General features: G+C 56.2%; 24 protein-coding genes and 1 tRNA gene. 17 read left to right on the top strand and 8 right to left on the bottom strand.

The genetic code is table 11. The features are described from left to right. Positions 1 to 320: 320 nt before the first annotated feature. Positions 321 to 785 (top strand): hypothetical protein, encoded by a 465-nt coding sequence (locus AC2FH6_RS14185; RefSeq protein ID WP_496701821.1) that lies wholly within the window; start codon positions 321 to 323, stop codon positions 783 to 785. A gap of 536 nt (positions 786 to 1,321) precedes the next feature. On the opposite strand, the gene AC2FH6_RS14180 is transcribed toward AC2FH6_RS14185, so the two are convergent. Both AC2FH6_RS14180 and AC2FH6_RS14175 read right to left on the bottom strand, forming a co-directional pair. Further along, a tRNA-Pro gene (locus AC2FH6_RS14180) sits at positions 1,322 to 1,398 on the bottom strand. 115 nt (positions 1,399 to 1,513) lie between these two features. After that, positions 1,514 to 2,629 (bottom strand): THUMP domain-containing class I SAM-dependent RNA methyltransferase, encoded by a 1,116-nt coding sequence (locus AC2FH6_RS14175; RefSeq protein WP_496701835.1) that lies wholly within the window; start codon positions 2,627 to 2,629, stop codon positions 1,514 to 1,516. A gap of 276 nt (positions 2,630 to 2,905) precedes the next feature. Between AC2FH6_RS14175 and AC2FH6_RS14170 the strand changes: the two genes are divergently transcribed. The 6 genes from AC2FH6_RS14170 to nqrF are packed head-to-tail and all read left to right on the top strand — an operon-like array spanning position 2,906 to position 8,766. Beyond that, on the top strand, positions 2,906 to 4,249 hold the full coding sequence (locus AC2FH6_RS14170; RefSeq protein WP_496703228.1) for a Na(+)-translocating NADH-quinone reductase subunit A: 1,344 nt from the start codon (positions 2,906 to 2,908) through the stop codon (positions 4,247 to 4,249). Positions 4,250 to 4,254: 5 nt separating this feature from the next. After that, positions 4,255 to 5,463, top strand: a complete 1,209-nt coding sequence (locus AC2FH6_RS14165) for an NADH:ubiquinone reductase (Na(+)-transporting) subunit B (RefSeq protein ID WP_496701836.1) — start codon at positions 4,255 to 4,257, stop codon at positions 5,461 to 5,463. After that, the gene (locus AC2FH6_RS14160) at positions 5,456 to 6,271 is read left to right on the top strand and encodes a Na(+)-translocating NADH-quinone reductase subunit C (protein WP_271948921.1); all 816 of its coding nucleotides are present in this window, start codon (positions 5,456 to 5,458) and stop codon (positions 6,269 to 6,271) included. The genes AC2FH6_RS14165 and AC2FH6_RS14160 overlap by 8 nt, the downstream gene beginning before the upstream one ends. Further along, complete coding sequence (locus AC2FH6_RS14155) at positions 6,271 to 6,924, top strand: NADH:ubiquinone reductase (Na(+)-transporting) subunit D (protein WP_496701840.1); 654 nt, start codon at positions 6,271 to 6,273, stop codon at positions 6,922 to 6,924. Before AC2FH6_RS14160 ends, AC2FH6_RS14155 begins: the two co-directional genes overlap by 1 nt. Further along, positions 6,924 to 7,532 (top strand): NADH:ubiquinone reductase (Na(+)-transporting) subunit E, encoded by a 609-nt coding sequence (gene nqrE / locus AC2FH6_RS14150; RefSeq protein WP_142636377.1) that lies wholly within the window; start codon positions 6,924 to 6,926, stop codon positions 7,530 to 7,532. The genes AC2FH6_RS14155 and nqrE overlap by 1 nt, the downstream gene beginning before the upstream one ends. A 10-nt stretch (positions 7,533 to 7,542) precedes the next feature. Further along, the gene (nqrF, locus tag AC2FH6_RS14145) at positions 7,543 to 8,766 is read left to right on the top strand and encodes an NADH:ubiquinone reductase (Na(+)-transporting) subunit F (protein WP_282021772.1); all 1,224 of its coding nucleotides are present in this window, start codon (positions 7,543 to 7,545) and stop codon (positions 8,764 to 8,766) included. Positions 8,767 to 8,819: 53 nt separating this feature from the next. Here the strand turns inward: nqrF and tviB are convergent, their stop codons facing one another. Together tviB and AC2FH6_RS14135 are read right to left on the bottom strand one after the other, a co-directional pair. Next, positions 8,820 to 10,103 carry a Vi polysaccharide biosynthesis UDP-N-acetylglucosamine C-6 dehydrogenase TviB gene (gene tviB, locus AC2FH6_RS14140; RefSeq protein ID WP_496703225.1) on the bottom strand — a complete coding sequence of 428 codons (1,284 nt, stop codon included), beginning with the start codon at positions 10,101 to 10,103 and terminating at the stop codon, positions 8,820 to 8,822. A 5-nt stretch (positions 10,104 to 10,108) separates the two neighbouring features. Next, entirely contained in the window at positions 10,109 to 11,122 is a 1,014-nt protein-coding gene (locus tag AC2FH6_RS14135; RefSeq protein WP_281995105.1) for a GDP-mannose 4,6-dehydratase, read from the bottom strand. A 159-nt stretch (positions 11,123 to 11,281) separates the two neighbouring features. On the opposite strand from AC2FH6_RS14135, the gene AC2FH6_RS14130 reads away from it, so the two are divergent. Next, positions 11,282 to 12,052: a metallophosphoesterase family protein gene (locus AC2FH6_RS14130; protein WP_281972906.1), complete on the top strand. Its 771-nt coding sequence runs from the start codon at positions 11,282 to 11,284 to the stop codon at positions 12,050 to 12,052. Positions 12,053 to 12,055: 3 nt separating this feature from the next. Here the strand turns inward: AC2FH6_RS14130 and AC2FH6_RS14125 are convergent, their stop codons facing one another. Then, positions 12,056 to 12,580 carry a CBS domain-containing protein gene (locus AC2FH6_RS14125; protein WP_142636370.1) on the bottom strand — a complete coding sequence of 175 codons (525 nt, stop codon included), beginning with the start codon at positions 12,578 to 12,580 and terminating at the stop codon, positions 12,056 to 12,058. A gap of 363 nt (positions 12,581 to 12,943) precedes the next feature. On the opposite strand from AC2FH6_RS14125, the gene AC2FH6_RS14120 reads away from it, so the two are divergent. The 6 genes from AC2FH6_RS14120 (at position 12,944) to AC2FH6_RS14095 (ending at position 20,055) form a co-directional block, all read left to right on the top strand. Further along, positions 12,944 to 13,969 (top strand): FAD:protein FMN transferase, encoded by a 1,026-nt coding sequence (locus AC2FH6_RS14120; RefSeq protein WP_281972907.1) that lies wholly within the window; start codon positions 12,944 to 12,946, stop codon positions 13,967 to 13,969. Between the two features lie 14 nt (positions 13,970 to 13,983). Continuing rightward, complete coding sequence (gene nqrM, locus AC2FH6_RS14115) at positions 13,984 to 14,220, top strand: (Na+)-NQR maturation NqrM (protein WP_271948901.1); 237 nt, start codon at positions 13,984 to 13,986, stop codon at positions 14,218 to 14,220. Between the two features lie 66 nt (positions 14,221 to 14,286). Continuing rightward, positions 14,287 to 15,960, top strand: a complete 1,674-nt coding sequence (locus tag AC2FH6_RS14110; protein ID WP_496703223.1) for a sulfatase-like hydrolase/transferase — start codon at positions 14,287 to 14,289, stop codon at positions 15,958 to 15,960. A 103-nt stretch (positions 15,961 to 16,063) separates the two neighbouring features. Beyond that, positions 16,064 to 17,581, top strand: a complete 1,518-nt coding sequence (gene gpmI, locus AC2FH6_RS14105) for a 2,3-bisphosphoglycerate-independent phosphoglycerate mutase (RefSeq protein WP_496703221.1) — start codon at positions 16,064 to 16,066, stop codon at positions 17,579 to 17,581. After that, positions 17,578 to 18,708, top strand: coding sequence for a murein hydrolase activator EnvC family protein (locus tag AC2FH6_RS14100; RefSeq protein ID WP_281995101.1), 1,131 nt, complete (start codon positions 17,578 to 17,580; stop codon positions 18,706 to 18,708). Before gpmI ends, AC2FH6_RS14100 begins: the two co-directional genes overlap by 4 nt. A gap of 6 nt (positions 18,709 to 18,714) precedes the next feature. Continuing rightward, positions 18,715 to 20,055 (top strand): S41 family peptidase, encoded by a 1,341-nt coding sequence (locus AC2FH6_RS14095; protein ID WP_142636359.1) that lies wholly within the window; start codon positions 18,715 to 18,717, stop codon positions 20,053 to 20,055. Positions 20,056 to 20,180: 125 nt separating this feature from the next. Here AC2FH6_RS14095 and AC2FH6_RS14090 read toward each other — a convergent pair whose 3' ends face one another. Beyond that, positions 20,181 to 20,537 (bottom strand): VOC family protein, encoded by a 357-nt coding sequence (locus AC2FH6_RS14090; protein ID WP_271948890.1) that lies wholly within the window; start codon positions 20,535 to 20,537, stop codon positions 20,181 to 20,183. 97 nt (positions 20,538 to 20,634) lie between these two features. Here AC2FH6_RS14090 and AC2FH6_RS14085 point away from each other — a divergent pair, with 97 nt between their 5' ends. After that, a complete protein-coding gene (locus tag AC2FH6_RS14085; RefSeq protein ID WP_496703219.1) occupies positions 20,635 to 21,369 on the top strand; it encodes a helix-turn-helix transcriptional regulator in 735 nt (244 codons plus the stop codon). 74 nt (positions 21,370 to 21,443) lie between these two features. Here the strand turns inward: AC2FH6_RS14085 and AC2FH6_RS14080 are convergent, their stop codons facing one another. Together AC2FH6_RS14080 and AC2FH6_RS14075 are read right to left on the bottom strand one after the other, a co-directional pair. Then, positions 21,444 to 21,791: a hypothetical protein gene (locus AC2FH6_RS14080; protein WP_496689313.1), complete on the bottom strand. Its 348-nt coding sequence runs from the start codon at positions 21,789 to 21,791 to the stop codon at positions 21,444 to 21,446. Between the two features lie 10 nt (positions 21,792 to 21,801). Next, positions 21,802 to 22,563 (bottom strand): DUF6478 family protein, encoded by a 762-nt coding sequence (locus AC2FH6_RS14075; RefSeq protein ID WP_496703217.1) that lies wholly within the window; start codon positions 22,561 to 22,563, stop codon positions 21,802 to 21,804. Between the two features lie 246 nt (positions 22,564 to 22,809). Here AC2FH6_RS14075 and AC2FH6_RS14070 point away from each other — a divergent pair, with 246 nt between their 5' ends. Then, positions 22,810 to 25,908, top strand: a complete 3,099-nt coding sequence (locus AC2FH6_RS14070) for an ABC transporter transmembrane domain-containing protein (RefSeq protein ID WP_496703215.1) — start codon at positions 22,810 to 22,812, stop codon at positions 25,906 to 25,908. Continuing rightward, positions 25,901 to 26,797 (top strand): CPBP family intramembrane glutamic endopeptidase, encoded by an 897-nt coding sequence (locus AC2FH6_RS14065; protein ID WP_496703213.1) that lies wholly within the window; start codon positions 25,901 to 25,903, stop codon positions 26,795 to 26,797. The genes AC2FH6_RS14070 and AC2FH6_RS14065 overlap by 8 nt, the downstream gene beginning before the upstream one ends. Positions 26,798 to 26,807 lie beyond the last annotated feature (10 nt).

The following is a 26,807-nucleotide window of genomic DNA, read 5'->3' as shown; positions in this document are numbered from 1 at the left end:
AGTACCCTGCAAATCAGGGCGTTTTGTGGTTTAGGTAACAATAAGCAGGGTCCAAAAGCCATGCCAAGAAATCGTTTAAGTGCTGCCACAAGGTAGGCAGTAGCGACCCAACACAGGGCAACCAAAGCCCACTCTTCCTTAGCTTAATCTCCTGCCGGGTGGTCCGACGAATAGGCGTAGCTCTATGCAGCTACGTTGGTCGACCTATCCGCGGCTTGGCAACTTGAAAGAAAATGCCAAAAAACTGAGCTCTTCTCACAATACCCAAAGCTGTCGCGTTCCTAGGTTTGAAATGTATCGGCAACTCAGGGAGATCAAAAATGGAACGTATTAACATCATCAAAAAGCTCATTGTTGCACCAACCCTGGTGATTGCCCTGTCCACCGGAACGGCCATGGCAGAGCCGGGCCAACACTCGGGTACCGGCGCCCATCATAGCGCCCATATCACTCAGACTGGGATGTCTCGGAACGCCACGCCTGAAACAACGGAATTCCCAACCGTTACCGGCAAAATTGTTAACCGAATAACAAACCTTTCCCCGTTGGAGGCGGCCCAAAATGTGGGAACATCCCAGGATTCTACGACTGTTACCGGGAAGATTGTTAACCTCATAGCAAACCTCTCGCCGCTTGAAACGACGCAGAATGTTGGAACATCCCACTGGATCGGAAGCAGCGACGGCGTTGCCGCCAACAATACAATAAACATCAATTCGGATGCCCAATTTATCGACCATGTGCCCACAGAAAACCAAGGCGGCATGGATTCCCCAGCTCCATAGTGTCACCGCGGGGCGTTTAGACAAGTTGAGGACCAACCTTCGCCCCGCATTACAGCCATTTGTTAGCCAGCAAAACTTGGCATACTTTTTTGCTGTTTTGGGCTCACCGCACGAGGGACGACACATAGACCGGCGAAACTTCTGTAAAGGTTCGAAAAGAACTTCATCGATCAGCTTGGGCGTTGCGTATGTCCGCTCAAAAGTCCCAACTGCAAAAGGGCTCCGACCGGCCTTGCAATTTGATACAATTTATCTTGCCCCGACGCGCCTCCGGCGATGATCGTTGTCTGAACTTTTCCTGATGGCGCGACAGAGGTTTCTAGAGGCTCGCAGGGCCTCATTCCTTGCGCCGAGCCGTTTCAACGCTTCATTGTAGGCCAACCAGTTCGTCATTTTGACTTCGTGGGGGTAAAGCTGCTCATACCACACAGCTATCACCCAGGATTCATGCAGTGAATCCTCAAACCAATTTGTGCGAAAAAGTAGGTTAATTGGTCAAACAGCAAAAAATCTCTGCAGTTGAAACTTTGCTTTATTGGTCGGAGTGAGAGGATTCGAACCTCCGACCCCTGCCTCCCGAAGACAGTGCTCTACCAGGCTGAGCTACACTCCGACCGTGGCGGGTGATTTATACCTGAGGGTTTGGATGTGCAAGAGGGATTCTGGGTCTGGTTTGTGATTAGTAACAGGCTTTGGACAGGCTCAAAATCCCTGTGATTAGCCCCATGTCAGATCAGGCGGTCAGTGCGATAAAGTCGGATTTTTGTGCCGCCGTGATCCACTACCGGCCCTGCCGGAAGCAAAGGAAGGCGTGTGGCATGGGCCAGGGATGGGGTGCTTGTTACGATGCCAACGCGCCAGCCTTTGAAGCGTGACATCAGAACCTTGCCGAAACTCCCATACAAGGATCGCAGACGTTTTTCATCGCCTATCCTGGTGCCATAAGGGGGGTTTACGATCACTAACCCCTCAGCACCTTGCGGGGGCTTCAGATCGCTGACGGAGTGGCAATGAAATGTTGTATTGGTCGAAACACCGGCTTGTTCCGCGTTAGCTTTTGCGGCCTCGATCGCACCTGCATTCCTGTCGGAGCCGAAGAACTGAACCTCGGGGGCAGGGGAGGGTGACCCGGCGCGCATGTCGGACCAGATGTCGGGATCAAAACTCCTTAGGCTTTCGAATGCAAAATTACGCGTGCGACCGGGAAGCAGGCCCAACGAGATCTCGGCAGCCTCGATGACGAAAGTGCCCGACCCGCACATGGGATCCAGCACCGGTTCGGTCCCGTGATAGCCACATTCGCGCAGGAACATGGCCGCCATTGTCTCGCGCATGGGGGCCTTGGCGACGGAAGTCTTGTGACCTCGCTTGTGCAGGGGATCTCCGGAGGTGTCGATCGAGAATGTGCAGATGTCTTTCTCAATCCGCAAAAGCACGCGCAGGGCTGCATCTGTCGAGATTGGAGTCCCCAGTGTCTCGGCCAGCGCTCGCTCGATCCTTTGGCGCGCGGCACCCGCATGATAGATGCGCGATTTGCGGCTTGTCGCCTCGACTTTTACCGGCACTTCCGGGCGCAGGAAATCTGACCACGGAAATTTTCTGGCGCGTTTGTCCAGTTGTGCAAGATGGACAGCGGGAAAGCTGCCAATCCGAACCAGAACTTTATTTGCGCCCCGAAGGCAAAGGTTGGCACGCCAGACTTCGGGCCACCCGCCCCGACAAACCACGCCACCAGCAATGACCTTGGCATCGGCGAATCCCTGTTCGGTGGCCTCGGCATGCAGCGGCGCCTCTAGTCCGGGCGTTGCTACCAGAAAAATTTCCAGATCGTTCGTTTGTTCCATCAAGGGTGCTTACACCGGACATGATCGGGGCGCGACAGGCAATTTCAGCGAAAGTGATACAAGAAAGTGAATACCGTGAGGGAATTTTGACGGTTACAGGTTTGCTTTTGGTATCATCCCCGCGTAAAGGGGCCACAATCAGAGGGACGGCCGCGGATTTCAGTCGCAATTCGACGCTTTTGCGACGACTGCTTGGAATTCTCGCGTTATTGTCTGACACTAGATAGGTGTTGGCTCAGCCGGCACAGGTAAAGAGGCTTGGAAGACCGTAGCGACATGCAAACTTTCAAACTGAAAAAAGGGTTGGAGCTGCCGGTGCAAGGCGCACCGGAGCAAACCATCCATCCGGGTCCAGAATTCAAGACTGTTGGGGTTTTGGGGGGCGATTACCTTGGCTTGAAACCGCGAATGCTGGTTCAGGAGGGGGATGACGTTCAACGTGGCACTCCGCTATTCTGTCACAAGGACGCACCCGAGGCGATGATGGTCGCCCCGCTAAGTGGTAAGATCGTTGCCATCAACCGTGGTGCGCGCCGGGTTTTGCAAAGCGTTGTGATCGAGGTTGCGGATGCCAACGACACGGGTATCGATTTCTCGGGTGTTGGTGATGCGGACAGCGCCGAGGGTGTCACCGCCAAGCTATGCGCCGCGGGGCTGTGGACCGCTTTCCGTACGCGTCCCTATTCCAAGATGCCAGTTCCGGGCACCAAGCCAGCAGCGATTTTCGTCACAGCCATGGATAGCGAGCCACTGGCCGGAGATGCAGAACTCATCATCAATGACGCGGGCAAAGCATTTGCGGATGGTCTGGTAGTCGTATCCAAGCTGTCCGAGGGCAAAACCTATTTGTGCCAGCAGGACGGTGCTTCGGTTCCGGGTAGCGATCTGCCAGGCGTAGAGGCGGCGGCATTCTCTGGTCCGCATCCTGCGGGTTTGGCCGGAACCCACATCCATTTCCTCGAACCGCTTGCGGGCGAAAAGCAGGTCTGGACCATCGGGTATCAGGATGTCATCGCGATTGGCCGCCTGATGCAGACGGGCCATCTGGACCCTAATCTGGTGATCGCCCTGACTGGCCCGGGTGCCCGTCAGCCGCGCCTGATCCGTACGGTGATGGGAGCGTCGACCGAAGACCTGACCCGGGATGAGATTGATGTGGAGGGCACGGCACGGATCATTTCGGGCTCGATCCTATCTGGTCAGCATGCGGATGGCCCAACGGCTTATCTGGGGCGTTTTGCAAGGCAGATGACCATCATCCGTGAGGACCACGACCAGATTCCGATGGGCTGGATCCGCCCGATGCCTTCGAAATTTGCGGTTCAGCCGGTGCTGGGTTCTGCTTTCGCCAAAAAGCTGTACGCGCTCAGCTCGAATCTGAATGGGGGGCGCCGCGCCATGGTGCCCACGGGTACGTTCGAAGAGCTGATGCCGCAGGACTATCTGCCGACGCAACTGCTGCGGGCACTACTGGTGATGGACACCGATACCGCGCAAGCTCTGGGCGCGCTCGAGCTGGACGAAGAGGATCTGGGCCTTGTCGGCTTTGCCTGTCCGGCAAAATATGAATACGGGCTGGCGTTGCGCGACTGCCTGAACAAGATTGAAAAGGAGGGCTGATCCAAATGGGTTTGCGCAGCTTCTTCGATCGGATCGAGCCGAACTTTACCAAGGGCGGCAAGTACGAAAAGTATTTCCCCATCTACGAGATGGTCGAAAGCTTTATCTACACTCCGAAAACCGTGACCTCTGTGGCCCCGCATGCGCGGTCTTACGTGGATATGAAGCGGATCATGACCTATGTCGTGATCGCGACCATTCCCTGTATCCTTTGGGGGATGTGGAACACCGGCTATCAGGCCAACTCGGCTATCGCCAGCCTCGGGCCGGACTCTGCCGCCGGTTGGCGCATCGCTCTGCTGCAGATGTTTGGTATCTCGCTGGACCCCAGCAGTGTCTTTGCAAATGTGATGCACGGGTTGATGTATTTTCTGCCTATCTACATCGTCACACTGGTCGCAGGCGGCATATTCGAGGTCATCTTTGCCACCGTGCGTGGTCATGAGGTGAACGAAGGTTTCCTCGTAACATCAATGCTTTACACGCTGATTATGCCGGCCACTACACCCTTGTGGCAGGTGGCTTTGGGCATCATCTTCGGTGTGGTTATCGGCAAAGAGGTATTTGGCGGCACCGGCAAGAACTTCCTTAACCCCGCGTTGGTTGGTCGTGCGTTTTTGTACTTCGCTTATCCTGCGCAGATGTCGGGTGACTCGGTCTGGACCCCGGTTGACGGGTTCTCGGGTGCAACCGCGCTGGCGGTGTCAGCGGCCGAGGGCGTACAGGCTCTTGCTGCCGAAGGGATCACATGGTCCAGCGCTTTTTACGGCACCATTCAGGGCAGCTTTGGCGAGACCTCGACCTTGGCCTGCTTGATCGGTATGGCCTTCTTGCTGATGACCAAGATTGCCAATTACCGCCTGATCGTTGGCTGTCTGACCGGGACCATCGGATTTACTCTGCTGCTGAACCTGATCGGGTCGGATACCAACCCGATGTTCGCGATGCCGTGGTATTGGCATGTGGTTCTGGGTGGGTATGCATTTGGCTTGGCCTTCATGGTGACCGAACCGGTTTCCGCCAGCCACACCAACCTGGGCCGCTATATCTATGGCGCCTTGATCGGTGTGATGGTTGTGATGATACGCGTGATTAATCCGGCCTTCCCCGAAGGCATGATGCTGGCCATCCTGTTCGGCAATGTCTTTGCACCGCTGATCGACTATTTCGTCGTGCAGGCCAATATCAAACGGAGGGCGCGTCGCCATGTCTGATCCGCAACCTCAAGAACCCAAGGGCGCATTGGCTCGCTTTCTGGCCGCCTCGCCGGATTCGGTTGGCAAGACGATCTTCGTCGCCGTTGCCGTCTGTCTTGTTGCCTCGATGGTGGTCTCCGCCGCTGCGGTCAGCCTGCGCCCGGTGCAAGAAGCCAACGCGCTGAAGGACAAACAGGTTAACGTTTTGCAGGTGGCTGGTGTCTTCGAGCCGGGCATAGATGTGACCGAAGCCTTCGCTGCGTTCGAGCCGCATGTGCTCGAGCTTGCCACCGGCGAATTTGTCGACGATCAGTTCGATCCGGCAACCTTTGATGACCAGGCTGCTGCAAGTGATCCTGAACTCAGCGTAGCATTGGACACTGACCCGGCGGGTATTGGTCGTCAGGCCAAGTACCGAGTGATCTATCTGTTGCGCGATGATGCGGGCGATTTAGACAAAGTGATCCTGCCGCTGCATGGTTATGGCCTGTGGTCGACGCTCTATGGTTTTATCGCTCTAGAAAATAACGGCAACGACATCTACGGCCTGCAGTTCTATCAGCATGGTGAGACCCCCGGCCTTGGCGCCGAGGTGGACAACCCGCGATGGAAAGGTCTGTGGAATGGCAAGAAATTGCGCGACGATTCAGGCGAGCTGCAGATTACCGTCGCCAAGTCGCAACCCGCCGCCGGTCCCGATTTCTATGTCGACGCGCTTGCTGGGGCTACTCTGACCTCAGTTGGTGTCGATAACCTGGTGAAATTCTGGATGGGTGACGCGGGCTACGCCCGGTTCCTGGCCAAACTGCAAGCAGGAGAGTTCTGATGTCTCAGACCAAGAAAGAGATGCTGGTCGACCCGCTTGTCGACAACAACCCAATCACGCTGCAGGTTCTGGGCATCTGTTCCGCACTGGCCGTGACCTCGTCGTTGCAGGTGGCCTTTGTGATGGCGCTGGCGGTGACCTTCGTGACCGCCTTCTCGTCGATGTTCATCTCGATGCTGCGCAACCAGATACCCGGCTCGATCCGGATCATCGTTCAGATGGTGATCATCGCGTCGCTGGTGATCCTGGTGGATCAGGTTCTCAAGGCCTATGCCTTCCAGATTTCAAAGACCCTGTCGGTTTTCGTCGGGCTGATCATCACAAACTGTATCGTGATGGGCCGCGCCGAGGCGTTTGCGATGAAGAACCCCCCCGTCGCGTCCTTTATCGACGGTGTTGGCAACGGCATGGGCTATGGTCTGATCCTGTTGCTCGTCGGCTTTATCCGCGAACTGCTGGGGGCCGGGTCGCTGTTCGGCGTCACCATCTTGCAGACCGTGAACAACGGCGGCTGGTACGTACCTAACGGTATGCTGCTGTTGCCACCTTCGGCGTTCTTTATCATCGGCCTGATCATCTGGGCCTTCCGAACATGGAAGCCGAACCAGGTCGAAGAACGTGAATACAAAATCCAGCAGGTAGAGGCGCACTGATGGAAGGGCTTATCTCACTGGCCGTAAAGGCCATCTTTGTCGAAAACCTTGCGCTCAGCTTCTTTCTTGGCATGTGTACCTTCATCGCCGTGTCCAAGAAGATCTCGACCGCTCTGGGTCTGGGGATCTCGGTCATGGTCGTGCAGGCGATCACCGTTCCCGCCAACAACCTGTTGCTGACCTATCTGCTGAAACCGGGCGCGCTGGCCTGGGCTGGGTTCCCGGATGTGGACCTGACCTTCCTTGGCCTGATCTCGTATATCGGTGTGATCGCGGCCATGGTTCAGATCCTTGAGATGGTCTTGGACAAGTATTTTCCGCCGCTCTACAACGCGCTGGGGATTTTCCTGCCTTTGATCACGGTGAACTGTGCCATCCTGGGCGGATCGCTGTTCATGGTCGAGCGGGATTATAACTTTGCAGAGGCGACGACCTATGGTCTGTCCTCGGGCTTTGGCTGGGCGCTGGCGATAACTGCAATGGCGGGCGTGCGCGAAAAGCTGAAATACTCGGACATTCCCGACGGCCTTCAAGGTCTGGGGATCACCTTTATCACCGCGGGACTGATGGCGATGGCCTTCATGTCCTTCTCGGGCGTGAAACTGTAAGGGGGCGGCAATGGAAACCTTTAGCCTTGGCGTCATTCTTTTCACGCTGATCGTATTGGCGCTTGTCGCCCTTATCATGGCCGCCCGGTCGCGGTTGGTGTCGACAGGCAATGTCAACATCACCATCAATGGTGAGAAAACTGTGTCCGTGCCCGCCGGCGGCAAACTGCTGCAAACGTTGGCGGCCGAGAAACTATTCGTGCCATCGGCCTGTGGCGGCGGCGGGACCTGCGCACAATGCCGCGTACGCGTCCATTCCGGCGGTGGCTCGATCCTGCCGACCGAAGAAAGCCATATCACCAAGCGCGAGGCCGCTTGTGGCGACCGTCTATCTTGTCAGGTTGCAGTTAAACAAGACATGGATATCGAGGTCCCCGAAGAGGTCTTTGGCGTCAAGAAATGGGAATGCACGGTTCGGTCGAACGAAAACGTTGCCACCTTTATCAAAGCGCTGACGCTGGACCTGCCCGAAGGTGAGGATGTGAATTTCCGCGCTGGTGGCTATATCCAGATCGAAGCCCCCGCCCATGCGCTGAAATACACTGATTTCGATGTCGAGGAGGAATATCGCGAAGATTGGGATCGCTTCAATCTGTGGCAATACGACTCGGTCGTTGCCGAACCCATCGAACGCGCCTATTCCATGGCCAACTATCCGGACGAAAAGGGCATGATCATGCTGAACGTCCGGGTTGCCTCACCGCCGCCGGGTTCCGAAGGGATACCGGCGGGCCAGATGTCGTCGTATATCTTCAACCTGAAACCGGGTGACAAGGTCACGATCTCGGGTCCATTCGGTGAATTCTTCGCCCGCGAGACCGGAAGAGAGATGGTCTTCATCGGTGGTGGTGCTGGTATGGCGCCCATGCGCAGCCATATCTTCGATCAGCTCAAACGGCTTGAGAATCGCGACCGTAAGATCACCTTCTGGTACGGTGCCCGGTCCAAGAAAGAGATGTTCTTTGTCGAGGATTTTGACAGCCTCGCGGAAGAGTTCGACAATTTCGAATGGCATGTCGCCCTGTCGGATGCCCAGCCCGAGGATGACTGGAAAGGCTATACCGGCTTTATCCATAACGTGCTGTTCGACGAATACCTCAAGAACCACCCCGCACCCGAGGATTGCGAGTTCTACATGTGCGGACCGCCGATCATGAACCAGTCGGTCATCAACATGCTGCTGGATCTGGGTGTGGACCGCGAAGATATCATGCTTGACGATTTCGGCGGGTAATCAGTTATCCGGCGCCCTGTGGCGCCGGTTTTATTTTAGGTCCTTTGGTTCGATTACAGGCGCAGGTCGCTTGCCTCGCGTGGCAGGCAGGATTTGATGTCGAAGACTACGCTGTTTTCTTTGCCATAGGCTCGAAACTGCAAAGGATCGAGTGCCCGATATTCCGCATGCGCGACGGCCAGGACCACCCCGTCATAGAGCCCTGGCTCAGGTTGGTCGATCAGGTCCAGGTCGTATTCTTCTTGCGCAGCTTTGGGGTCGGCATGAGGGTCGTGGACATCGACGCTGATGCCATAGCTTTGCAATTCTTCGATAATGTCGACGACACGGGTGTTGCGCAGGTCGGGGCAGTTTTCCTTGAACGTCAGGCCCATCACCAGAACACGGGCGGCGCCAACATTGATACCGCAACGGGTCATACGTTTGACCAGTTGCGACACTACATAGCTGCCCATCCTGTCATTCAGGCGCCGCCCTGCAAGGATGATCTGCGGGTGATGGCCCACGGCCTCGGCCTTGTGCGTCAGGTAGTAAGGATCCACGCCGATGCAATGCCCGCCGACCAGACCAGGGCGGAAGGGCAGGAAGTTCCACTTGGTTCCGGCTGCGCGCAGCACAGCCTCGGTATCGATGCCCATGCGACCGAAGATCATCGCCAACTCGTTCACCAGAGCGATATTCAGGTCGCGCTGGGTGTTTTCGATCACCTTCGCGGCCTCAGCCACGCGGATGCTTTCGGTCTTGTAGGTTCCAGCGGTGATGATCCGGGCATAGAGCGCGTCAACTAGATCAGCGACCTGCGGAGTTGAACCAGCGGTGACTTTGCAGATGTCCGCGATACGGTGGGTCTTGTCACCGGGGTTGATCCGCTCGGGGCTGTAGCCTGCAAAGAAATCCGTGTTGAAAGTCAGGCCCGAGGCGCGTTCCAGCACCGGAACGCAATCTTCTTCGGTTGCGCCGGGATAGACGGTGGATTCGTAGATCACCAAATCACCGGGTTTCAATACGTGGCCAACTGTTTCCGACGCAGCCAGAAGTGGGGCTAAATCAGGCTGCTTACCTGCGGTAATCGGCGTGGGGACGGTTACGACATAGGTATCGCAATCGGCAATCTCCGAGGGGTTGGTTGTGAATTTCAGGCCGCCCGCCGCGCTCAGGTCATGTGGCTCAACCTCATGCGTTGCATCTACGCCAGCGCGTAGTGCCTCGACCCGCGCCGCATTGATGTCAAATCCGATCACCTCGCCAATTTTGCCGAAGGCCACGGCCAGGGGCAGGCCGACATAACCCAGCCCGATCACAGCAATCTTTCGGGAATTGGGGTCGGTTTCAAGCATATGCGTCACTTACCATGATAGTCGCGGAACCATTCGACAAACTGGGCGATTCCATCTTTGAAATTTGTCTGCGGACGATAGCCGGTCAGCTTTTGCAGCAGATCACTATTCGCCCAAGTGGCAGGAACATCACCCATCTGCATAGGCATGTAATTGCGGATGGCTTTCTTGCCGATAGCTTCCTCAATGGCTTCGATAAAATCCATCAGCCGCACTTTGTCGCCATTGCCGATATTCACCACGCGCCAGGGCGCCGCCGGCGACAGGCTGTCACCTTCTTCAATCTCATCTGCGCTGTCCGGCCGCACCGGAGGGACGTCAATCAGCAGTCGGATACCGCGGACAAGGTCTTCGACATTGGTGAAATCCCGATACATGTCGCCGTGGTTATAGATATCGATCGGGCGGTCATCCAGGATGGCGTCCACAAATTTATAGAGCGCAAGATCGGGTCGCCCCCAGGTTCCATAGACGGTGAAGAACCGAAACATGGTCGTGGGCAGGTTCCACAAATGGGCATAGGAATGGCCCATCGCCTCGTTTGCCTTTTTGGTTGCGGCGTAAATCGTCAGCGGTGTGTCGGCCTTTTCGACCTCAGTAAAGGGCATGACCTCGTTGGCGCCATAAACCGAGGATGTCGAAGCCATCAGAAGGTGGTCTACCTTATGCTCGCGCGCGATTTCCATGACGTTGAACGTGCCGACCACGTTGGAATTGATATAGCTGCGCGGGTCCTCAAGGCTATAGCGGACACCAGCCTGCGCCGCGAGATGCACGATCACCTCGGGCTGGAACTCCTCAGCGACCTTTGCAAGCTGCTCGTAGTTTTCCAAAAGATCCTCGGTTGCGGAAAACCCAGGGGATTGCAAGAGCATCTGATGGCGGCGCTGCTTGAGCGAGACGTCGTAATAATCCGTCATCCCATCGTAGCCGTGAACCTGAAACCCCTCGGCCAGTAGTAGTTTTGCCAGGTGAAAACCGATGAACCCTGCTGTGCCTGTGACTAATACGCGCTTCATTTAACCCTCGACCCAAACCAAAACCGTTTGAAACATCAGGGATACTTTCAGCCCCTCAAGGTCAAGGGGATTTTCCCACAAACCGCGCCATTGGGGCAATCCGGAACCCGAATTCACTTGCGGATTGTTGTTGCCTGCCAGTCAGGGTAGGAAATTGCGATGGTGTGGGATTGGATCAAAACCAGGTGGAAAAAACCTCAGGCGGCACAGAATTCAGTTTCTGACATCGCGCCTGACCAGAGGTTTTATGCCGTTGGGGATATCCACGGGCGATTGGATCTGTTGCAGACTTTGCTGGCAAGGCTGGATCCAGATTGCCCCACAATCTTTGTCGGGGACTACATTGATCGTGGCAATTACAGCGCCCAGGTGCTGCACCAGTTACGGCACCTTAGCCGGGTCCGAGGCAATGATTTCATTTGCCTGCTGGGTAATCACGAGGAGATGCTGTTGCGGTTCACCGATGACCCAAAACGGGTCGGCAGGCTTTGGCTGCAAAACGGTGGCCTACAAACGCTCGCCTCATTTGGAATTACCGGTGTGGATGAAGACACGGTTGGTGCGGATGCTGTCTCGGTGGCTGACAGATTGCGACGCGCAATGGGCGATGATTTGCTGTCTTGGCTGCACGACCGTCCCCTGACCTGGACCAGCGGAAACGTTACCGTGGTGCACGCAGGTCTGGACCCGGGCAAGGCTTTGGACGACCAAACACGCCAGGTTTGCCTGTGGGGCCACCCAAATTTTTCACGGCAAATGCGCGAAGATGGTCAGTGGGTTGTCCATGGTCATACGATCACGTCAGAGCCCCGCGCTGAGAATGGTGTTGTTTCGATCGACACCGGCGCCTTCTTCAGTGGCAGGCTGACCGCCACTAATGTTCGCGCCGGCGAGGTCCGGTTCATCGCAACCGACGAGCAGCCGGAATAGCTGTCAACCGACGATCATCTGCTTCATGCGAAGGGCTTCATACTCCAGCTCTTTGAGGCGGAAATGCACGACATCACCGATCGTGATCACGCCACGAAGATGGCCATCGCTGAGGACGGGCATGTGGCGAAAGCGCCCCTCCGTCATGGTTTTCAGCACATCGTTCAACAGATCCTCGGGCGCGCAGGTCTGTACGCTGCGGGTCATCAGATCTTCGACAGATTGGGGCAGGGTCTGGCCCGGAGTATCGGCCATACGGCGCACAATATCACGCTCGGACAGGATACCCTGAAGCGTACCATTCTGATCTGTCACCACCACAGCGCCGATCCGCTTTTCCTTGAGGATATTCACCACCGAATGAATTGTGTCTTTCGGGCGCACGGAAAAAACCGCGTCCCCTTTGCCAACAAGCAGCTTTTCGACTGTTGTCTGTGTATGAGAAAGGTTCGATTCAACCGACTGGCTATGCGAGGCAGCCGCGGCCTTGTCGCCGCGTGTCGGTGGCTGGTAAGAGCTTGGGGCCATGGGCAATCTCCTCTTGCTTTGCTTTTCACCTTACCGCAGCCATATGACCTGTATAGGGTACAAATGCCCAATCCGGGGAAATCTGCCAAAAACCAAGGAAATCCGGCCCGTTGTCCAACTTTTATCTGACCCCCCCTGTTGCCGTGCTGATATTTTTTGCGGTTGTCGTTTGTGGCCATAATTTTCGCATGACCTGGAAACAGCAGGCTCCAGGATGGCAGAAGAAAGCATGGCTGTTCGGGGTGCCCGCCGGAATCGGTTTGTTGGCGCTAGGCTTCCTGCCGCTGAAAGCCTGATGCAGGTTTGACTCTGATTGGGGCCGCTGTCATATGCCGGGCACGCTTTTCCTCAGGAGGGACCCATATGCGTTTCTTGCCAGTCCTGGCTGTCGCCACACTTATTTCCGGCTGCTTGTTCGACAAAGAGCCCGAGGTGGTACGCCTGTCAGGCGAAACGATGGGGACGACCTTCAACATCACGGCCATCGGTGTCGATGTTGATGAAGAAGCGCTGGCGGGTGCGGTCGAACAGACGCTGGCCGAAGTTAACGCAAAGATGTCGAACTGGGACCCGAATTCCGAGGTTTCGACCTTCTCGGACTCGGGCAGCACTGAACCTGTAGCCGTTTCGGATGAATTTGCGCTGGTGCTTGATGCCGCGAATGATGTGCACGAGAAATCCGGGGGTACATTCGACGTGACTCTCGGCCCGCTGATCGAGCTGTGGGGCTTTGGTCCGCGCAAACCGGAAGATCCGGTGCCCGCAGATGCTGACATCCAGGCGGCTTTGGGCAAGGTCGGACAGGCCAGATTGCTGCAACTGGATCGCGATGCCGGAACTTTGGCGAAGGCCGATGCCGGAGTCGGCATTAACCTGTCCGCCATTGCCAAGGGGTATGGCATCGACGCCGTGGCCGAAACGCTGCGCACGGCTGGGATTGAAGACTATATGGTCGAGATCGGTGGCGATCTGGTCACAAGAGGCGATAACGACAAGGGTGAGACTTGGCGGATCGGGATCGAAAAACCCCAGGCCGATGCGCAGAATCTGCAGTTGATCGTACAGCTTGATGATTTGGGCATGGCGACCTCGGGCGACTACAAGAATTTCTTTGAACAAGATGGTGTGCGGTATTCGCATATCATTGACCCAACTACTGGCCGCCCGATCACGCATCGGACCACTTCAGTCACGGTACTGGCCGAAAATGCTATGATGGCAGATGCTTGGGCGACAGCGATGTTGGCCTTGGGTCAGGAAAAGGGTTTGAAACTTGCCGAGACGCATAAACTTGCCGTGTATTTCATCTCGCGGGATGTGACAGGCGGTGAGGATGCCTATATCACGGTACACAGCACAGCGTTCAAAGAGGCGTTGGGCACCAACTGACGGGTTGAGCTGAGATGAGCACTTTTATTCTGGCCTTCATTCTGCTGCTGATCATCATGGTTGGCATGTCGCTGGGTGTAATGTTGATGGGTAAGACCATCAAGGGCAGCTGCGGTGGCCTGAATGCGATCTCGGGTGCGGATAAATGTGTGGTCTGCCAAAAGGACGTGGACCCTAACAGCCCCTTGCGCGACAAGCTTCAGTGCAAACGCGCCCAAAAGATGCTTGAGCAGATGGAACGGCAGGCCTAATAACTTAGCGCTTCGTTTGGCGGTTGGAATTGGCTAAGCAGGTCCCTGAATAACGGGGGCGCAGATTTGGCCAAAGCAAGAAACATCCTGTTCATCATGTTCGACCAGCTGCGCTGGGACTATCTGAGCTGTTACGGACATCCGCATCTGCACACCCCCAACATAGACCGCCTGGCTGCGCGTGGTGTGCGGTTTGACAAGGCCTATATCCAGTCACCTATTTGCGGTTCCTCCCGTATGTCGACCTATACCGGGCGCTATGTGCATTCGCATGGGGCTTCTTGGAATGGAATCCCGCTGAAAGTGGGTGAGATGACCATGGGTGATCATCTGCGCAAAGCTGGGATGGACTGTTGGCTGGTGGGCAAGACCCATATGCGTGCGGATGCCGAGGGAATGGCGCGATTGGGGCTGGAGCCGGACAGTCTGATCGGTGCCCGTGTGGCCGAATGCGGGTTCGACGTGTTCGAGCGTGATGACGGAATGCTGCCCGAAGGGCCGGATGGGTATTATGACCCGGACGGGGCCAAGGAATACAACAAATACCTATCGGCTAAAGGATATGACAGCGACAACCCCTGGCATGACTTCGCCAATTCAGGTCTCGACGCTGAGGGCAATGTTCTGTCGGGCTGGTTTCTCAAGAACTCTTCCCAGCCGGCGAATATTGCCGAGGAAGACAGCGAAACGCCCTATCTGACCGGGCGCGGGATCGAATTCATGGAAACCCATGACGGCCCCTGGTGCTGCCACCTGAGCTTTATCAAACCGCACTGGCCCTATGTCGTGCCGGAACCCTATGCCTCAATGTACGGACCGAAACATATCCTGACCGTGGTCCGGTCTGAGGCGGAACGCCAGAAAGCGCATCCGGTGCTCCGGGCATTCATGGACACCAAGGTTGGCGAGGCGTTCTCGCGGCAGGATGTGCGCGACGCCGTGATCCCCGCTTATATGGGTCTGATCAAGCAGGCCGACGACCAGATGGGCCGGCTGTTCGCATGGCTGGAAAAGACGGGCCGGATGGAGGACACGATGATCGTGTTAACCTCGGACCACGGGGATTTTCTGGGCGATCACTGGATGGGTGAGAAGACCTTTTTCCAGGACGCATCGGTCAAGGTGCCGTTGATCATCTATGACCCATCCCCCGAGGCTGAGGCGACCCGTGGCACTGTGAGCGACGCGCTGGTCGAGTCCATCGACCTCGCCCCAACATTCTTGGACATAGCCGGAGGCGAAGCGTCGGGTCACATTCTGGAAGGTCACTCCTTGTTGCCGATCTTGCGTGGCCATCAGGTCGAGACACCTCGGGATGTGGTAGTCAGTGAGTATGACTATTCCGCCTCGCCCATGGCGGAAAAGCTGAATGCCTCGGTTCGGGATGCAGTGATGTTTATGGTGGCCAACAAGAATTGGAAGCTGATCCATTGCGAAGGCGGGCATCGGCCACTGCTGTTCGATCTTGAAAACGACCCGAATGAACTAACCGACCTTGGCAACAGTGCTGAACACGCGGATATCATCGCCAAGATGTATGACCATCTGTTCACTTGGGCGCGTCGCCCGTCGCAGCGCACAACACGTTCCGAACAGCAACTGATCGAAATGCGCACCAATAGTCGGGGCAGAGGGGTGGTTATTGGAATCTATGACGAAAACGACGCGCCACTGGATTTGACCGTGAAATACAGAGGCCGCAAAGCTCGCCCCTATCTGGACCATACCGGCAAGGAATAGCCTTTGTAACATGAATTCTGACCTGATCAGGGCAAAAGGCGGTTCACCCTGCGCGGGGCAGGCGATACAAGACCAACCAAGAGCAGCAAACCCGGAGAGCCGAATGACCGCCCCGAAACCCGTCGTCCTGTGTATTCTTGATGGCTGGGGCCTGTCCGAGGACACCGGAGCCAATGCGCCTTACCTTGCCGATACGCCAACATTTGATGCGATCATGGCCAAGGGCCCACACGCCAAGCTGATCACCCATGGTCCGGATGTTGGTCTGCCAAGTGGTCAGATGGGCAATTCCGAAGTCGGTCACACAAATATTGGGGCTGGCCGCGTTGTTGCGATGGATTTGGGCCAGATTGATCTGGCGATTGAGGACGGTTCTTTCTTTGCCAACTCCGCGCTGCAGAACTTTATCGGTAGGGTAAAGGCTGCAGGTGGCACCGCACATCTGTTGGGGGTGGTCTCGGACGGGGGAGTGCATGGCCACCTGAACCATATCATTGCTGCGGCAAAGGCGATAACGGATGCTGGTGTGCCCGTTGCCTTGCACGCGGTTACGGATGGCCGGGATGTGGCCCCGAAATCAGCGCTGACCTATATCACAGAGCTTGAGGAACGCTTGCCCGACGGCGCCCGTGTTGCCTCGGTCTGCGGGCGCTATTTTGCCATGGACCGCGACAACCGATGGGAACGTGTCAGCGAAGCCTATGGTGCAATGATCAAAGGGCAGGGGCGCAGCGCTGTTTCGGCGCGCAATGCCGTGGATCAGGCCTATCAGCAGTCGGAAACGGACGAATTTATCGTCCCGACAGTTCTCACCGGGTATGACGGCATATCAGACGGAGACGGTTTCTTCTGCCTCAACTTCCGCGCCGACCGGGCTCGTGAAATCCTGCGGGCGATTGGCGAACCCGGCTTTGACGATTTCGACACCGGCCCGCGCCCGCAGCTTTCAGCCCTGCTGGGCATGGTCGAATACTCCGACGGGCACAGCGCCTATATGACCACGGTGTTCCCCAAGCGCGAAATCGTGAATACCCTGGGTGAATGGGTGGCGAAACATGGGCTCAGCCAATTCCGTCTCGCCGAGACCGAGAAGTACCCGCATGTGACCTTCTTCCTCAATGGCGGCAAGGAAGTGCCTGAGGCGAACGAAGACCGCTTTATGCCTAAATCACCCAAAGTGGCGACCTACGACCTACAACCCGAGATGTCATCGGCCGAAGTAACCGCAAAATTCGTCGAAGCCATCGGGGCGGGCTATGATCTGATCATAACCAATTATGCCAATCCGGATATGGTTGGGCATACCGGCGATCTGCAGGCGGCAATCCGCGCCTGCGAGGCTGTGGATCAAGGGCTGGCGCAAGTGGTTGCCGCGTTGGAAAACGCAGGCGGCGCAATGATCATTACCGCCGATCACGGAAATTGCGAGATGATGGTCGACCCCGAAACCGGCGGGCCGCATACGGCCCATACGCTGAACCCCGTGCCCGTCGCCTTGGTAGGGGGACCCGCTGGGGCATCCCTGCACGATGGGCGCCTGTCTGATCTGGCACCCACATTGCTGGACCTGATGGGGCTGGATCAGCCCCCTGAAATGACTGGAAAGAGCCTGCTTTCATGACGCTTCGTGCGCTGCTTCTGGCGATCTTCTTTGCATCCAGGGCGGTTGCCCAGACCGACCCCGCGACCGCCGCATTGAATGCAGCGCAGATGCTTGAGCAGGCATCAGTATCGTTGACCGAGGCCGAAAGCGCCCGCGACCGGGTCCGTGCCCTGACCGAAACCATACAGGCGTATGAGGCGGGTCTGTCGGCCATGCGCGATGGCCTACGACGGGCGGCAACACGCGAAGCCCAGCTAACAGCCGAATTGCGCAGTCGGGAAAAGGATGTGGCACAGCTGTTGGGCGTATTGCAAACGATCGAAACCACGGCGCCTCCGGTTCTGATGCTACACCCGTCAGGGCCGTTGGGCTCGGCCCGGGCCGGTATGATGCTGTCCGAAGTTACGCCGGGCCTGAACGCAAAAGCGCAGTCTCTTGCGCGTGATCTTCAGGAAGTGCGCACGCTGCGATTGCTGCAGCAAAGCGCCTCGGAAACCTTGGTCGAGGGCTTGACCGGCGTTCAGAATGCCCGCACCCAGCTCAGCACCGCCATCGCAGACCGAACGGATTTGCCGCGGCGCTTTGTCGAGGACCCGATCCGCACAGCTATCCTGATCTCATCGACTGAAACGCTTGACGGTTTTGCCAGCGGGCTTTCCCAGATCTCCGAAGGGCAAATCGCCGAAACGGATGCGGATATATCAAGTATCAAGGGTCAAATTGCGCTGCCGACGCAGGGCATCATCCTGCACCGGGCAAATGAAACCGATGCGGCCGGTGTCAAACGCCCTGGTATCGTATTGGGCACCCGACCGCGCGCAATAGTCACCTCGCCAACGGCGGCCACGATACGGTATCGCGGGCCACTACTTGAGTTGGGGAATCTGGTGATCCTCGAGCCGCAACCGGGGCTTCTATTTGTCTTTTCCGGGCTACAAGAGGTCTACGGAGAAGCCGGTCAGGTGATTCCCCGGGGGACGCCAGTCGGATTGATGCCTGCAGAATCGAAGGAAATCGGCGCAATTTTGTCAACAAGCGGTGATGGCACTGGAACTGACCGATCAGAAACGCTCTATATAGAGGTAAGACAGGATAACAGCCCCGTGGACCCGGAATCGTGGTTTCGGACCGACAAGGATGGATAAACGAGTATGAAGAAATTTGTGATGGCCGGTTTGGCTGGAACTATAGCAGGCCTGATTGTAACGACGCAGATCGCCGGTCCGTTGCTTGCCCAAGAAGCCGAAAACAAGGCCAGTGTCTATGAACAGCTGGATCTGTTTGGCGATATTTTCGAACGCATCCGCGCGCAATATGTCGAAGAGGTTGAGCCCGAAGACCTGATTGAGGCGGCCATTGACGGTATGCTGACCTCGCTGGATCCGCATTCCAGCTATCTGTCGCCGGATGATGCCGAACAAATGCGGGTCCAGACCCGTGGCGAGTTTGGCGGTCTGGGTATCGAAGTCACGCAGGAAGAGGGCTTTGTCAAAGTTGTCTCGCCGATCGATGATACGCCTGCGGATGAGGCCGGGATCGAAGCCGGAGATTTCATCACCCATGTCGATGGCGAAAGCATACTGGGCCTGACCCTGGACAAAGCGGTCGATCTGATGCGCGGGCCGGTGGGCTCGGAAATCGTGATCACCGTTGTCCGCGAGGGTGAACAGGAACCTTTTGACGTGCCTATCATCCGCGACACAATCAAACTGACGGCAGTACGCGCGCGCACCGAAGGGACAAGTGTGGTTCTGCGTGTGACCACCTTTAACGACCAAACCTATCCCAACTTGCAGGAAGGTCTGGCCGAGCAGATCGAAGAGGCCGGAGGGATCGACAAGGTGAATGGTGTCGTTCTGGACCTGCGCAACAATCCCGGTGGTCTGCTGACACAGGCAATCAAGGTTTCGGACGCATTCCTAAACGAGGGTGAGATCGTATCAACCCGTGGCCGCGATCCAAGCGATGGTGAGCGTTTCAACGCAACTGTGGGTGATCTGGCAGAAGGAAAGCCGATTGTGGTGCTGATCAATGGCGGGTCCGCCTCAGCATCCGAGATTGTAGCCGGCGCGCTGCAGGATCATCGCCGCGCAATCGTTGTGGGAACCAAAAGTTTCGGCAAAGGCTCGGTCCAGACTGTCATGCCACTGCGGAGCGATGGCGCGATGCGTTTGACCACGTCGCGCTACTACACGCCGTCGGGCCGGTCTATTCAGGCGCTTGGTGTCAGCCCCGACATCATCGTTGAACAGCCCCGCCCAGCCCCAGAGACCGAGGAAGAAGAGGCCAATGGGAACACCCGTTCCGAGGCTGATCTGCGTGGCAGTCTGAACAATGACAGCCTGAGCGAGGATGAAATCCGCCAGATCGAAGAAGATAGGGCCAAGGCCGAAGCCACCGCCGAATTGCGGGAAGAGGATTACCAGCTGGCCTATGCCATCGACATCCTCAAGGGGCTGTCAGCCTTCAACCCGGACGGGCCATCGCAATAAAGAAACCGGGCCGCCTGACAGGCGGCCCTTTTCCTGATGGGGCCGCTGCCGATCGAGGTAGGGTGGCTGATTAGAGCCCGATGCCACCTATGTTGTCTCCCAACCAACGTCCGCTCTGTGAAAAGCTAGTCAGAAAAACACATCTTGTTTCCATCCAGGTCTCGAACGTATGCAGAGAACTTTGGCCCGCGTTGGTTGGGGGCCCCCTCACAATCACCCCCGAGATCTGTAGCTAAAGCGTGCAGCCTTCTGACTTCTGCGTGGCCACCAACGCAAAATCCAACCATCGTTCCATTACCGTTGGTGGCCGGCAACGTGTCGAAGGGTTTGGCCACGGCGAAGGCAAAATCCTTTCCAAGCCAGTAAGTCATTCTTTCTGAAGGCGACATGCTTTGGAGACCCGATTGCGAAAACAGTGTGTCGTAGAAGGTTCTTGCAGCTGCCATGTCATTCGTTCCGACAACAAAGTAATTCATTTTCATCGATTTAGCTCCTGCAAGTGAGTGGCCTGCGTCAGGCATTGGTTTCAGTGATCCAAGCTATATCGACTAATGTGCCATTTTATGTCTTATTTGATTCATGGCACGGGCTAATACACACAACAGACTGAGGCGATTGGAATTGCTTGCGGTTCAACTCAAGCAAGATGCCCATTGTACGGTTAGAGACTTGGCGCAACAGCATGGTGTCAGTATGCGCACGATAGCCCGCGACCTTGTGCTTATGCGGGACCAAGGCATGCAGATAGACGCTGATCGCGGTCGTGGAGGAGGTGTGCGCCTCGACCGCAACTGGGGCGTTGGTCGCATGAACCTGACATACGCTGAGGCGGTCGATCTGCTAATCAGCATTGCTGTCGCAGAGCAGATGAAATCACCAATGTTGCTTGCGAACTTGGCTTCGGTAAGGCGGCAGCTTGTGGCCTCGTTTTCACCCGAGAAACGCAACAAGGTGAACCAGCTCAAGTCCCGTATTATCATAGGCGTCACGGCTTCGACTTATGTTCAAGCCAGCGCGAGCGCCCCACCAAAAAGGATTGTGCAAGCGGTTCATCAGGCTTTCGTCGATCAGAAGGTCTTGGAGCTGCGATATCAAAGAGAAGACGGTGTTATTTCCAACCGGCAAATTGAGCCTCAGTATCTCTTGTTGAAGTATCCCATTTGGTACGTCGTTGCGATCGACCGTCTGAGAAACGAACCAAGGACATTTCGGTGCGACCGGATGCTTGGGGCCTCAATGGGCGAAATGCGCTTCAAGCTCCTGCCGAAAGAAAAATTTCAACCCTCATTGGTAATTGATGATTCTTCGATGTGATCGGGTCATGGCCAACAGTAAGCGGACAATGACACCTGAATTATAGGCACGCACTTCGTCCGCCCTTCTAACGCCTACTGAGACCGGCGAAAGACTCGTTTTAGCATATCAAGCTCTGCTCGCATCAGGTCCAGTTCGGCGCGCAGGTCATCGGCGGCGGCGTTTCCTGCAATGATCGAGAACCCGCCCAGTTTAAGCCCTGAAACGGAATCTGAGATTACAAAACTGTGGACCCCGTCAGACAGGGCCACATCAGGCACCTGTACACGAAGCTCCCATCCGGTGTCGGCTGGTGACAGGTGAACCTCATCCAGCGCGTCACCACGGTAGGACACGCTGATCTCGGGCTGCGTATCGGCCTGCAGGTGGCCCATCCAGGTACCATTTTCCAGGCCCAGAGATGTGAGTATCAGATCGGTCATGGCAGGGTTCTCATAAATCGGCGCGATGGTGACGACAGACGGTCAGGTCCTGCAACACTATCCGGTTCATCCAAGGATTATCCAGAATGATATCCAGCCAGACTTTGTCCATGCGGCGTTCATTCAGTGGTAAATGTGCAAGATCAAAATCCACGCTGTTTGAAGGACCAGTAGGATCAAGTTTGCGCAGAACCTGTTCGGCGTTTGGGCCGTGTCGAATATTGAGCCGCGCGAACAATTCCTGTGGGCGTTCGGCCTCAATATGGCAATCGACTCGGATCAGATGCTGCCGCGTCAGCCCTTGCACAGCCTCTTGTGGAAGCTCGATAGAGAGAGAGAGAAATGATCCCTCGAACCCGAAAACCTCGACCGCCAAGCTGAACGGTGACAAATCATGTTTGCGCGTGTTTCTGATCTGGCGCGTGCTGATTTCCTGGCGCGGACAGTCGTGAAACAGCGTTGCCTCATCGTTGATACGTGCTTTACGCGGGGCCGAGGCGACACCGGGGCGGGGCTGAGGATAGCGCCACAGCTCGGGCCTCCAGCTCCAGTCGGTGCCCAACGGTTTCGGAAAATGGGCTGATCCCGCCACAGGCCGTGTAAGGCGGCTGTTGGCCTGGAGAATCAGCGCATCGAGCTCGGATCGCAAGCGACGTGCATCATCACGCTGCAGCCGCAATTCAGAAAGCACAGCCTCGGGCGCTGCCCGGGCGTCCCGCTGCCAGCGCGTCAGTGCTTTGCGGTGAATATAGCGATCCAGTAGCTTGCCCATGATCCCAATCTATTGCTCCACACATCTTTTGTCGGATATCCACCCGAGGATAAAGCCGATTTGCATCATAGCGTCGGTAAATTACCGAAAATGTGAACACGCTTTTGGCTAGGCAGCAAAGTTGTGACCTGTTACGGAGGGCGCCGTTCTTGCAATCGACCCGGTCAGTGCGTACCGTCTGACACCTGATTGCAGTGGACCATCCGTTACAACCCTATAGCAATATTTCCGAGGCAAAGACGGGGCATGGAACCCACTCTATTCGCATTCATCTGGAAGCATTCCAAGAAACAGCAACTGGTATTGTTGCTGCTGACATTGTTTTCTTTTCCCTTCCTCTATGCATCATTGGAGCTGCCCAAGCAGATCATTAACGATGCGATTGGTGCTCCAGGCAGCTCGGTAACTTTCTTAGGAGTTACGGTGACGCAGGTGCAGTATTTGTTGATTCTGTGTCTGGCCTTTCTGGCGACGGTCATCGCCAGCGGTCTGATGAAAATGCGGATCAACACGATGAAAGGTGTGTTGGCCGAACGCATGTTACGCCGACTGAGGTACACGCTGATCCACCGAACTCTGCGGTTCCCGAAATCCTATTTTGCCACCACCAGTCAGGGCGAGTTGGTGTCAATGATCACGTCCGAGGCTGAACCGATGGGCGGCCTGATGGGAGATGCGATCGCACAACCCGTATTCCAGTTTGGTCAGATGATGACCATTGTGACGTTTCTGTTCATGCAAAGCGTGTGGTTTGGTCTTGCAAGTATTGCGCTGATCCCGCTGCAGGCTTGGTTGATCCCAAAATTGCAGCGCCAGATCAACCTGTTGAACAAAGACCGAATCCAGGAAGTTAGACGCTTGAGCTCAGAAATCGGCGAAAGCGCAGCCGGGATTAGTGATCTGCGCACCAACGGAGGCTGGCGGCACAGATTGGCCCAGTTCAGCCATCGTTTGGGAACTTTGTTCGAGATCCGATTCAAGATCTATAACAAAAAGTTCTTCATGAAGTTTCTCAACAATCTGATCACTCAGATGACCCCGTTTCTGTTTTATTCGGTGGGCGGATACCTGGCGATCACGGGCGAGGTAACAGTGGGCGCGCTGGTGGCGGCACTGGGAGCATATAAGGATCTTAGCGGACCTTGGAAGGATCTGCTGACCTATTACAATCAGGTTCAGGACATGTCGTTGCGGTGGGAAATCGTGACCGAACGCTTCGCACCCGACAACATGGTGCCCGAAGAGCTGTTCGAGGGCGAGCCTGATTCCATTCCGCATCTGACTGGCGAGATCAAGCTGCAGAATATTACCGTTCGGGATAACGATGGGAAAACTGTTCTCGAGGATATAGACCTCGTCATACCCAAAGGGGCCCGCGTGGCCATCAAATCCTCGAATGCGGCCGAAAGAGGGGCATTGGCTCAGCTGCTGACCCGCGAATTGCTGCCGGTTCAGGGCGACGTCACGATTGCCGGCCATGACATCCAATCTTTGCACCAATCCGTCATCGCGGCGCGGATCGGATATGCCTATTCTCGACCATATCTGTTTGATGGGTCGATTGGGGACAACTTGATGATGCCCCTGAAAACACGCCCTCAGCATGAAGCCGACGCCGCCAGGGCCCCTAGCCGCCGCCAGATCGAGGCCGCGCGAGCGGGGAACTCGGTGGATTCGCTGTCAGATGAATGGATTGATCCCGGTCTGGCCGGGCTCAACAACACTGACGACATCCAGGATTGGTGGTTCAAGCTGGTCGAGGCGATGGGAACGGATGAATTCATGTTCCGCCGCACCCTGCGCAGCCAGTTGAATCCGGATCAGCATCCCGAGTTTGTGCAAAATATCATCGACCTCCGTGGCCCCATCCATGACAAGTTGGTGGAAAAAGATCTGGACCGCTTTGTCTACCGGTTCGATCCGGACAGGTTCAACCCAACTGTGCCTTTGGGTGGCAACCTTCTTTATGCAGCACCGTCGCAGGAAATCTCGCCGGACATTCTGGCCGGCGATAATCGGTTCATGCAAATGCTGCGTACACATGAGCTTGATGACGACGCGCTGAGTATCTCAAGCGCTGTTCTGGAAACGCTGAGCCATGCTTTTGGGCGGGACGGAACCGACCATCCGCTGTTCCTGCGCCTGGGCTTGAGCAAGGATATGTTCCACCGGCTGCTGGCAATCGAAGACAAGCGCAAGGCAAAAGGAGTGGACGAGCTGTCGCAGCGCGAACACGCCTTTCTTCTGACCGTTCCGTTCCTGCTGACCGCCGAACAGATTGGCCCTGATTTCCCGGATGAATACAAACAGAAGATTCTGAAAATCCGCACTGAACAGGGCGAGAGGCTACGTGGAAGCCTGCAAGAGATATTTGTACCGGTCACACCGGACACATACATCGCGCGCATGACGGTTATGGAAAATGCGCTTTTCGGGCGGGTATCTGTGACTGCGGGAGCTCATGCTGACGAGATAGAGGATGTGGTTGCCGAAGTGATCAATGCCGCAGGTCTGCGCAGACAGGCAGCGGCCATCGTCTATGATCTGTCCGCAGGGCTGGGTGGGAACAATCTGACAACCGTCTTTCAGGAACGAATTGCCTTCTCGCGCGCCGGGATTAAACGGCCGGATTTGCTAATCCTGGATAAAGCGTTGGCCAGCCATGACTCTGAGAGCCGTTTACGCACCCGGTTGAAACTGCGCGAACTGCTGCCCGATTCCATCATGATTTTCATGGAGGACAGTTTCGCCCATCCCGAGGCCTATGATCTGTTTGTTGAAATCAAGGATGGCCGCATTGACGGTGTCTCGAAAACGCAGCTCGAACAAGAATCCGGCACCACCGCTGACCTCAGCCGCAAGCTGAAGATTATCTCATCAACTCCGCTTTTTGCCAATATCGACGGTCGCAACCAGAGATTGCTGGCGTTTTCGGCGCAGTGGTATGATGCTGCCGCTGGTCAGGTCATTTTCTCTCGTGGGCAGGCGCCGGATGCGGCCTATCTGTGCATTTCGGGTCATGCGAAGCTTATGTGGCACGAAGAAGACGGTTCGACCCGGTCCATATCTGTCATTGAACCCGGGCGCCTGATCGGTGACCTGTCTGTTATCACCGGTGAGACCAGGCAGTTGGATCTTGTGGCAGGCGAAAACTGTTCATTCCTGCGGATTGGTGCAGTGGAACTGCGCGCGGTGATCGAAAGCGATGCAAGCGTTGCGGTTCAGTTGCTTGAAACAGTTGCCGGATACCTGACAACCATTTCGGAAAAGATTAACGCCACCAAAGCATCGACCTTGTTCTTCGATGATGAGGACCAGGCCGAAAGTTCCCACCAGAATGTCTGAAATCCGCGCGCCCTCTTACGCCCCGCATGAGCAACTGGTCGCCGACGCACGCGACAAACCACAGCTGTGGCGTCTGCTGGCCGGCCTGGCAACGATCGTGGTCGTTGCAACCGTCTTCAATCTGATCCTGTTTGCAGTCGTAACCGTGGCCGGACCGCAGGAATGGGCCAGCGGGTTGATGAACGGCTCGACCCCGATCTCGATGGTGATCCTGCTGTCAAGCTTTGGGTTTGTCACATTTGGTGTGTGGACCGCAGCGCGACAGTTTCAGAAGCGGTCCCTGGGTTCTATTTTAGGGACTAGGGGCAAAGCGGCCAGACAGTTCTGGCTTGTGCTGCGCGCCCTGATGGTGCTTGGCGTGGTTATCGTAACCGTGCCGCACCTCATTATGGGCGCGCCGCTTGTTCAAAACCTGTCCTTTTCGGTTTGGCTGGTATTCCTGCCTCTGTCGCTATTGGCTGTGTTTGTCCAAATCAGTGCGGAGGAGCTGCTTTTCCGCGGATATATGCAGCAAAGCCTGGCGGCGCGATTCCGTTCTCCGATCATCTGGATGGGGGTACCGTCGCTTCTATTCGCGGTGGGGCACTATTCGCCCGATGCGGCGGGCGGCAATGCAGAGTTGCTGGTGCTGTGGACTGGTCTGTTTGGACTTTTGGCTGCGGATTTGACCGCGCGGGCGGGAACCCTGGGCCCGGCCATAGCGCTGCATTTTTTCAACAATGTCATAGCGCTCTTGTTTGTCTCGCTCCCTGACACCCTCAGCGGTCTTGCCTTATTTGTACTGCCCTTTGATATGACCGATACTCTGACATTGCGGCAATGGTTATATGTGGATTTTGCCGTGATGATTGTCAGCTGGTTTATCGCGCGCCTTGCGCTCAGGCGCTGATTGCAATTCT

This window comes from Ruegeria sp. CDSC045, assembly GCF_059610725.1.
This window is presented reverse-complemented; position numbering and strand designations above follow the sequence as displayed.